Source organism: Streptomyces sp. 8L, assembly GCF_020176795.1.
GTDB lineage: Bacteria > Actinomycetota > Actinomycetes > Streptomycetales > Streptomycetaceae > Streptomyces.
Genome location: NZ_JAIUKE010000493.1, coordinates 1 through 8,418 on the forward strand (window position 1 = coordinate 1; position 8,418 = coordinate 8,418).

12 protein-coding genes are annotated in these 8,418 nt (G+C 66.0%); 6 read left to right on the forward strand and 6 right to left on the reverse strand.

The features are described 5' to 3' along the window. Nucleotides 1-488: 488 nt before the first annotated feature. The gene (locus LCE31_RS32205) at nt 489-1,820 is read right to left on the reverse strand and encodes a hypothetical protein (protein ID WP_225020702.1); all 1,332 of its coding nucleotides are present in this window, start codon (nt 1,818-1,820) and stop codon (nt 489-491) included. A 186-nt stretch (nt 1,821-2,006) separates the two neighbouring features. On the opposite strand from LCE31_RS32205, the gene LCE31_RS40995 reads away from it, so the two are divergent. Beyond that, nucleotides 2,007-2,834 carry a DUF4231 domain-containing protein gene (locus tag LCE31_RS40995; protein WP_225020725.1) on the forward strand — a complete coding sequence of 276 codons (828 nt, stop codon included), beginning with the start codon at nt 2,007-2,009 and terminating at the stop codon, nt 2,832-2,834. A 395-nt stretch (nt 2,835-3,229) separates the two neighbouring features. Beyond that, the gene (locus LCE31_RS32215; RefSeq protein ID WP_225020704.1) at nt 3,230-3,970 is read left to right on the forward strand and encodes a transposase family protein; all 741 of its coding nucleotides are present in this window, start codon (nt 3,230-3,232) and stop codon (nt 3,968-3,970) included. Between the two features lie 40 nt (nt 3,971-4,010). On the opposite strand, the gene LCE31_RS32220 is transcribed toward LCE31_RS32215, so the two are convergent. The 5 genes from LCE31_RS32220 to LCE31_RS41385 form a co-directional block, all read right to left on the reverse strand. Further along, nucleotides 4,011-4,481, reverse strand: coding sequence for a hypothetical protein (locus tag LCE31_RS32220; protein ID WP_225020706.1), 471 nt, complete (start codon nt 4,479-4,481; stop codon nt 4,011-4,013). Nucleotides 4,482-4,499: 18 nt separating this feature from the next. Then, nucleotides 4,500-4,664, reverse strand: coding sequence for a hypothetical protein (locus tag LCE31_RS32225; protein WP_225020708.1), 165 nt, complete (start codon nt 4,662-4,664; stop codon nt 4,500-4,502). 111 nt (nt 4,665-4,775) lie between these two features. Next, on the reverse strand, nt 4,776-4,943 hold the full coding sequence (locus LCE31_RS32230; RefSeq protein ID WP_225020712.1) for a hypothetical protein: 168 nt from the start codon (nt 4,941-4,943) through the stop codon (nt 4,776-4,778). 28 nt (nt 4,944-4,971) lie between these two features. Next, nucleotides 4,972-5,307 (reverse strand): DUF805 domain-containing protein, encoded by a 336-nt coding sequence (locus LCE31_RS32235; RefSeq protein ID WP_225020714.1) that lies wholly within the window; start codon nt 5,305-5,307, stop codon nt 4,972-4,974. Continuing rightward, a complete protein-coding gene (locus LCE31_RS41385; protein WP_374118616.1) occupies nt 5,304-6,167 on the reverse strand; it encodes a transposase in 864 nt (287 codons plus the stop codon). Before LCE31_RS41385 ends, LCE31_RS32235 begins: the two co-directional genes overlap by 4 nt. Before the next feature lie 236 nt (nt 6,168-6,403). Here LCE31_RS41385 and LCE31_RS32245 point away from each other — a divergent pair, with 236 nt between their 5' ends. The 4 genes from LCE31_RS32245 (at nt 6,404) to LCE31_RS32260 (ending at nt 8,313) form a co-directional block, all read left to right on the forward strand. Continuing rightward, nucleotides 6,404-6,949: a plasmid pRiA4b ORF-3 family protein gene (locus LCE31_RS32245; protein ID WP_225020716.1), complete on the forward strand. Its 546-nt coding sequence runs from the start codon at nt 6,404-6,406 to the stop codon at nt 6,947-6,949. An 89-nt stretch (nt 6,950-7,038) separates the two neighbouring features. Next, entirely contained in the window at nt 7,039-7,524 is a 486-nt protein-coding gene (gene ssb / locus LCE31_RS32250; RefSeq protein ID WP_225020718.1) for a single-stranded DNA-binding protein, read from the forward strand. Continuing rightward, on the forward strand, nt 7,524-7,787 hold the full coding sequence (locus LCE31_RS32255; RefSeq protein ID WP_225020721.1) for a hypothetical protein: 264 nt from the start codon (nt 7,524-7,526) through the stop codon (nt 7,785-7,787). The genes ssb and LCE31_RS32255 overlap by 1 nt, the downstream gene beginning before the upstream one ends. 70 nt (nt 7,788-7,857) lie before the next feature. Further along, on the forward strand, nt 7,858-8,313 hold the full coding sequence (locus tag LCE31_RS32260) for a hypothetical protein (protein WP_225020723.1): 456 nt from the start codon (nt 7,858-7,860) through the stop codon (nt 8,311-8,313). Nucleotides 8,314-8,418: the final 105 nt, after the last annotated feature.

Here is an 8,418-nt window from a genome sequence, read left to right on the forward strand (position 1 = left end):
GTGCCCGAACCGGGATACTTGCCCTGCTTCCAGGCGACTCCGGCGAACCGGACGATCTTCAATCTTGCAACAGGCCCTGGGTCGTCACCACCCACGGCAAGGGCAGCTACGTCCAGGAACGCCCCGAAGCCCACTGACAGACAGGCCACCTGCCCGTTGGTCCCGCAAACCAGGGCTCTAAGGTCGTCTCAATCGATATGTCACTGCGTCTCAATCACTGGCGCATCCCAGTTTAGAGGCACTACGAGATGCCAGATGCCCGTGATCGCCTTCTCAATATTTGGCGGGCCCCAGGTAAAGAGCTTATGTACAGGAATAATCCGCCATTCTGGTTGAGACGACATACCCGGCGCCCACCCAACGCGAAAGCCGGGCCCTCAACCTGCCCCAACCCCCAAAAGGCCCCTGCCACCAAGACACGGAATCCCCGTCAGCAAACCGACGAGGACTCGTGAACGATCGAGGCTAACGATCCCCCCTGAGGGCCATTACAGGCGCGAGTCGACCCATTCAACGACGTTGTAACGATGGAGCAGCACTGCGGCCAAGGGCATACCCACCACGCCTAGTCCAAGTAGAACCACGCCGAAAGCCAATAGAAAGGCAAATGCAAGAACGCCGTGCGGGAAAAACGGCACAAATACGAGCATTATGACGGCAAAAATTGTCAGCATTAGAGTGATAATTGGGGCAATAATGCCGTGAAGGCGAGCCATCATGATGGCGTAAGGCCCACCGCGCCATACCCGGTACATCCATATGGCCAGCCCGGCCCACAGTGGACAGAATACGATTGGGATGATAGTTAAACCTTGGAATTTGTGGCTCGCAATGACGCCGAATAGGATGAAGGTGGAGAACCATGCTCCGAGGCCGAACCAGAACATGACGATCAGTGTGATGCTGAATTTCACCTCCCACGGACGTGCCGTCGCGGGCGTGACCCGCGTTGGTACACCGGCCCGCTGGTAGACATTTCCCAGGGCACGCCGTAGGGCATTCTGCGTTCGACGCCCGAAGTTGATCAGCGGAAACCTGCCGCTCAGTATCTCAAGGTGCGGGGTCCAGTCATCGTCGAACCAGATCACGGCCCGGGCGTAGAGACCGCGCAGAATTCGCTGTCGCACCTCGGCCACGGGGTATTCAGGCAGCCCTTGGGGGAAAATGGGGCCGAGTGACTCCCGGAACTGCGCGTACTGGCGCTGGTCGTGGCCTACAACGAGGACCAGGCGGGTGGGGTCGTTATGACGCACCACCTGATCGACCTCCCAGGCCAGGCTTCGTCCCGCTCCGGCGGCCAGCAAAACGAGACTGGCGCGGCTGAGCGCGGCGAGCACTTCAGCCTGCCATGTCTCATCTGATGCGTAACTGCGGTCAGCACCGAGGGGTGGTAGCTGGTCGGACGGGCTCCCGAGCGCGACCATCCGCCCAAACGGTGCTACAGCACGGGCAACCTGCTCCTCCTCGGTGCGGATATCAGCGGCTGTTGGAATGAGCCCTGTCATCAGGCGCAGGCCACGTAAACGTGTTGCAGCCGTCCGAGAGAATCCGGCGTCGTCGGAAAATGCCCGGAGGAACAACACGATCCGCTCGTTCGTGGGGGCGCTTTGGAGACTCGGCAGGACCCGCGTCAGATGCTTCCGCCCAAGCAGCACTGCCCTCACGCCGACAATGATGAGGATCAGACCGGCGCACTCCTGCACTGCTAACAGCCAGCCCGGTTCCTCGAAGTAATCCGCTAGGAACGCCCCGCCCAGAGTGATTGCAATCCAGCCTCGGGTGCTCAGTTGTCGGCCCCGTTGCGGTGACTGTTCGATCACGGCTGGCAGTCGGGGTGGGCGACTCGGTACCGGTGGACGCTCTTCCTTAAAATGATGTGATTCAGGCATCTTGTGTAATCTACCCCGTTCAGTGCTTGGTATTCCTCTCAACGTAGTTCATGAGATGATGCGCATGTGGGGGCTTCAGAGGAATCGGCCGTGCAGTGGTTATGGGACCGTCAGAGCGTGTGGTCGCAGGCGGCCAACCGCGCCAAGCGTTCGATCGGAAGGGCCAGGACGGTTGGTCTCGCCCTGGGCGTGATGGGGGCGTGTGCCGGCACTGCGGCCCCACAGCTCATGTCGTGGAGCAATGGAGTGGGGAAGGCGCTGGCGTTCCTGGCAACCGTTGCGGTAGGGCTCGCGCCACTGGCTGCCAAGGCGGCAGGCCCACAACAGGTGCACGACTGGACTCGGCTGCGTTCTATCAGCGAAGAGCTCAAGAGCGAGGTCTATACCTATCTCACCCGTGTTGCCCCCTACCGGGATGCGGCCGCCTCTGAGGTGCTACTCGACCGTGTCGGGCGGGCCACCGCGGATGCGTCCGACCTGGCTCCTCACACCATAGGACTTGTTCCTCGCCAGCGCGCTCTTCCGGCGGTCACCGATATCGGGTCCTATGTGGATGTACGCGTCGTTGGTCAGATCGAGGGCTATTACCGGCCCCGGGCCGCGTACATGAGCCGGCGGACAGGTCGAGTCCGCCGGATGGAGCTGGCCTTGGCCGCCACAGCAGTGGTACTCGGGGCGGTGTCCGTCGTCTTCGGAACGGGATGGGCATCCGCATGGATTGCGACAGTCACCACCATGACTGCCACAGTCACCGCGCATGCGGCGGCCTCCCGATACGCCTACCAGGAGGTGGAGTTCTCCCGTACCGCCGCGGAGCTGGAAAGCCTGACGACCCGCCACGCCCAGCTGGCCGACCCTGCCACCGACGACGCCTTCGTCAGCCAATGCGAACGGGTCATCTCCGCACAGAACGAAGGCTGGATGGCGAAATGGCTTGCCGAGTAGGCCATAGTGGCCGCCATCGCCAGATCCACTTCTGTTGTCAGTGAACCTTTTCCAATCTGACTGCCTGTTTCCGATATCGATTCATGCAGCTCAGAGCGCCGGAACGCCGGAGATCCTAACGAGGAGCGGTTCAGAGCAGCGTCACGGTGACGGAAGACTGGACGCTCATCCATCCGAAATGAGCCGTTTATGCTTGATCGATCTCATGACCAGCGCGACCACGATGGCTCCGGGGTCTCTACCTGGCAGTAGAGCAGAGCCGATAGAGGGCCCGCGCCCGATATCGCAAACAGGCACTGCGGTGCTGGCCGCGTGTTGGACAGATCGGTGGAACGACGAAGCTCCTGGTAGACGGGTTCTCGGTCAAGATTGCCCGTAGCCACCAGGAGCTTCGCGTGCTTGTCTACCCGTCGTCGATCGACCTGTCCAGTCGCACCCTGCGGTGCCTGACGGGACGACTCGCTGCCCGGCGAGGGGAGATCGGGACCCGATGGCGTCGGCTGACTGCCAACCGTCAGGCTCTCCTTGCCCTGGCCCATCTGCGATGCGGTGACACCTACGCCCAGCTCGCCGCCGGGTTCGGTATCGGCGTCGCAACCGTGTACCGCTACATACGCGAGGCCGTCGATGTGCTGGCCGCCCTCGCACCCACCCTGGCCGAGGCGATGGACATCGCCCGGACCAAGGCGTTCGTGATCCTGGACGGCACCCTGCTACCAATCGACCGGATCGCCGCCGACACCCCGTACTACTCGGGCAAACACAAACGTCACGGCATGAACGTCCAGGTCCTCACCGATCCCTTCGGGCGGCTGCTGTGGGCCTCACCGGCCCTGCCCGGATCGACCCACGATCTGACCGCAGCCCGCACCCACGGCATCGACGCCAACCTCAAGTGCTGGGCCGACAAGGCGTCTCAAGGTGCCGGCGGTTCCGTCCGAGTACCCTTCCGTGGCCGCCGCCTCAAGCGCTGGCAGCACCGGCACAACAGCACACACGCCAAGATCCGCTGCCTCGGCGAGCAAGCCATGGCCACGCTGAAAGGCTGGCGCCTCCTACGAAAGCTTCGCTGCAGCACCAGCCGCATTACCGCAATCGTCCAGGCCGTCCTCGTCCTTCATCACGTCTCGGCGTGAGGTTGGAAAAGACTCAGTGGCATCAGCGGGGCCCTGACGATCAAGGCGACAAGGGCCGAAAGGAGCACGATGGGGAGCGGCGGGACCAGACTGCCGAGCGGCACGTGCCCGGCCTGGTTGACGACCCGTAGAGCAGATCCGGTGGCAGATAGCGGGCCGCGATGAAGGAGCCGCCGCCGGTGATCAGTTGGGTTGCCGCGCGGCCGACCATGCCGAGCAGCAGCGCGATGCCGAAGGTGCGCCACCACGCGCCGCGGTTGAGCTCCCAGGAGCGGCGCAGCGCGGCGGCGGGGGCCATCCCCTCCAGCACAGTGACCGGTGCAGCGTAGAGCAGCCTGCCCCCGACGGACATCATTGCTGCGAAGCCGGGGAAGATCAGCAGCAGCCCTGACGCCGCGGCGGCGGGGCTGTGCAGGACGATCCCGAGCACGACGCTCGGGACCATGGAGAGCACCAGGATGCCGAGGACGATGCCCACTTCGAGCAACTGGGTGCGCAGCGTCCGCCACACGTGGAGCCGTGCCTCGGCCTAGGCCTGACGGGCCGTCAGTCGACGGTCGAACACGGCGTGGTGGCCGAGGACAGTGACGCTGACGGCCGTGGTGACCGCGTAGGCGAGGACCGAGCACAGCACGGCGGGAACGACCGCCACGGCTCCGGCGAGGACCAGGTCGATCCAGCGGGTCGTGGTCATCCTCCCGCCGTACAGGTGCAGAAAGATGATCAGCCCCCACGAGGCCCAGACGCAGCAGCCCAGCATCACGACGCAGCCGAGAGTGACGGTCAGCAGCGGGAGGTACAGCGGTCAGAGGTAGCGCCGGACGGTGGCGAAGACGCCCCTGACCATGTCGTTCGCGTCGAGCGGACGCAGCGGCACGACCGTGCGGTCGAGCGCGCCGGGCGGCCACGTGTGGACCGCCACCCCGACCTCAAGTCCCTTGCCACTGACCGCTTCTTCCCCGTCGGCGCTCATCGTGATCCCCCGATCCCCCGGACGTGTGTCAGGCGCGCTGGCCGTACCGGTTCGGGCCGCGCGTCCCCTCCTGGCACAGGAACACAAGCAGGATGATGGCGCCGATGAACGGGACCAGGCCGATCAGGATCCACGCGGCCGACCGGTCGGTGTCGTGCAGACGGCGGAAGGCCACCGCGAGCGCGGGCACCAGCACCGCCAGGGCGTAGACGCCGCAGAGCAGCGGGAAGTGGATCACGGCGCCGATGATCACCAGCAGCACGCTGGCGATGAGGTTGAACAGCGTGAACATCCAGTACTCCGAGCGCTGCGCCCGGCCCGAGAATCCGGCGTAGTTCCTGAGTACGTCCAGGTAGTAGTTCACGACCCCTCCAATGTGTGACTGACTGCGTGGCTGCATGTCCGGCACTGCCCGCTGAAGCCGGACACGCCGACGACAGGGGCGTGCACGGCTGCTCGTGCCCGCCCCTCAGCGGTGCGGTGTGGTGGCGCTGCGGATGACGCTAGCGACGGCAAGTGGGGACCGGTCCCCGGCGAGTTGTGCCCTGCGCCCCCCGAACGCTTACGGCTTACGGGTCCACAACTACCTTGCCAGCATGGACAGATGCATAGACTCACGGTACCCGCGCCGACGGGGCGCGGAACATGGGGGGTCTTCAAAGTTGAGCGGTGCGGAGGTGTCCGCGGGCTCGGCGGGTGGTGACGCAGCGTGTGCGTAGGCGTTGGTCCTCGGCGTTGCGGAAGCCGAAGGCGTTGCGGGCGACGAGCTTGATCGCGGTTGATGCCCTCGCTCTTGGCGTTGCTGTGACCGGTGTCGAGGAATGCGGCGATCTGCGCCCACCACCGGTCCACGGTCACGGCAAGTCGGACGACCTCGGGGATGTCCGAGTCCGCGCACCAGGTGAGGAACTTCCATCGGGCGTGGCCGATGTGGTGTCGCTCGGCGCGGGTGCCGGCCAAGGCGAGGAGATTAGGCAGGCTCTCCTTCGCGATCCACGCGGTCAGCAGCGTCTGCCCGATCTGTCCCTTGTCCAGCAGCGGATTCCACATCCGCGCGAACTGCTCATCGGTGAGGTCCTCGCGGTTGCGCAGGAGACGTCGTCTGGCCTTCCACTCCGGGTCACTGGCGCGTCCGCGCCGCCCACGGAGCTCGGCGGTGGTGCGGCGCCGGAGTGTCGAGAGCATTTTGTTGGCGAGCTGGACGACGTGGAAGGGGTCGACCACGACGATGGCGTTGGGCAGGCCGGTGCGAATCGCGGCGCGGTAAGTGAGCCTCCGCCAACTTGAAGTCCCAGGTCAAGGGGCTGGTGTGACCGGTCCTCGGCGTGCTCACGCTGGTCGCGGGTGGAAGTCCACGAGCACGATCATTTGCCAGTGGCGCAGGGGACGCCCGCGTAGAGCAGCTTCGGCGCCGTACTCTGGGGCCCTTGCGGACGTGGTGTGTGAAGGGGCTGTGGTCAGTGGCGCGTACCTGGTTGTCTATCCGGGTGGAGTTGGTGTCGGGGCGGGGCGACGACTACTGGCCTCGTCCCGGCAGGATTTTCGCCGCCTCGCGTTCGCACTCGTTCGCCCGGTTCGCGACGGCTGTCGATCTCGCGTTCGCGCGCTGGGACCTTGCCCATCTGCACCTGTTCACGTTGGCCGACGGGACCGGGGTCAGTCCGCTGGAGTGGTGGGGCGGCGAGGCCCCGGACGGCACGGTGGACGGCCGGGCGACCAAGCTGAGCAGGCTGCAGCCGGGCGAGCAGTTCGCCTACGTCTTCGACATGGGTGACGACTGGGCCCATCTGTGCAGCGTCGCGGAGAAGAGGATCGATCCCGTCGATGAGCTGGGCAGGACACCGGACCGGCCTGTCCCGTACTGGGGCTGGGGCGATCTGCCGGATCAGTACGGGCGGCGGTGGGACGGCGACGACGGTGAGTCGCGGATGCCGAAGCGGCCGGCCCGTGGGCTCAGCGATCTGCCGCCGATCCTTCCGTGGTGGGGTGAACAACGCCGCGGGTGATCCCCCTGGAGCTGTCGTGCCCGTACTCGCGGGGCGGGATGGCTGGGACGGCCGATCGGGTGACAGTGGTGTGTGCGAGGCTTCCTGTCATGCGTAACGACCTTCCTTTGACCGTGATCGGGAATCTCGTGGACGATCCGGAGTTGCGGTTCACCGCTGCCGGGGTGGCGGTGGCCCGTTTCACGGTGGCGTCGACGCCCCGGACCTTCGACCGGGACGCGAACAGCTGGCGGGACGGGGAGCCGACGTTCATGGACTGCAGCTGCTGGCGCCAGCTCGCGGAGAACGTCGCCGGATCCCTGTCGAAGGGCGCCCGGGTGGTGGTCGCGGGACGGCTGCGTACCGACCGGTGGGAGAGCCCGGAAGGGGAGAAGCGCTCACGGATGGTCCTGGACGTTGACGACGTGGGAGCGTCGATGACGTTCGCGACCGTGGCGATCACCCGTACCACCCGCCCGGTTCCACCGCGTGAGACCGCTCCGGACGATCCCTGGGCCTCCGCCAGCCCCGTCCGCCCGGCCGCACCAGCAGTTGCCGGCCCGGACGGCACCCCCGGCGAGGAGCCTCCCTTCTGATGCCGTCCTTCCCCATCCCCGCAGCGTTGCCGACAGACGACACCGGAGCCCTGGAGAGGGCCGCGGCGGCCGTGGCCGCAGCACAGCAGGCACTGCAGACCGCGCGCCGCGACCTGTCGACAGCGGTCCACGCCGCCCGGGACGCCGGGCGGTCCGTCCAGCACATCGCCGCCCGCACCGGACTCGACCCGTTCACAGTGCGCAACATCCTGGCCGTCACCCCGGCGAGGGCACCGGAAAGACCTTCCGACCTGCCTCGGTAACGCCGGCAAACTCGGCAGCATCTTCGGGGTTCACGCCCGTTACGGTCCGGCGGCCCCTACGATCCACGGCATGCTGGATCCCGAGTTACTGGAGCGGATCACCGCCCGCCGTGCGGAACTGGACGACCTCGAAGCACAGCTGGTCGAGCAGCTGGCCAGGGTCCGGTCCGAGCGGGACGAACTCGCCGTCGCCGAGAGAGTCCTCGAGCGGGTGAGTGAAGAGATCGCGGGCGAGCGCGCCTCGGTCTGCCCGGTGCCGGGCCAGGTGGCCGGGCGGGCCGTGATGCTCGTCCCGCACCGCGGCCCGGAAACCGAGGAGGCCATGCTCCCGCCGGACTACCAGCGCATCCTCACCGTCGTGCGCCAGGCCGGCGGACTGGTCACCGCCCGGCAGGTCGGCGAAACGCTGGGCGTGGACGTCAGCGTGACGTCCAAGCTGGAACCGCTGCGCGGCAAACTGATCAGACTCACCGACCGTGGATGGCTGCGAAAGCAACCAGACGGCCGGTTCACCAACCGTCTGTGATCTCCTCCGGGGACTGTAAAAAGATCGGCCCTGTCTCACTTTCGGTGGTGACGGAGGGTGCTGTCATCCGAGGAGGATGCGGTGGCGGAGCAGGGTGAAGCCTGC

Bases quoted from the DNA above. Each gene is read 5' to 3' on its own strand.
- LCE31_RS32225 (WP_225020708.1), bottom strand. From the start codon at position 4,664: ATGACCACGACCCGCTGGATCGACCTGGTCCTCGCCGGAGCCGTGGCG.
- LCE31_RS32230 (WP_225020712.1), bottom strand. From the start codon at position 4,943: ATGAGCGCCGACGGGGAAGAAGCGGTCAGTGGCAAGGGACTTGAGGTC.
- ssb (WP_225020718.1), top strand. From the start codon at position 7,039: ATGCGTAACGACCTTCCTTTGACCGTGATCGGGAATCTCGTGGACGAT.
- LCE31_RS32255 (WP_225020721.1), top strand. From the start codon at position 7,524: ATGCCGTCCTTCCCCATCCCCGCAGCGTTGCCGACAGACGACACCGGA.
- LCE31_RS32260 (WP_225020723.1), top strand. From the start codon at position 7,858: ATGCTGGATCCCGAGTTACTGGAGCGGATCACCGCCCGCCGTGCGGAA.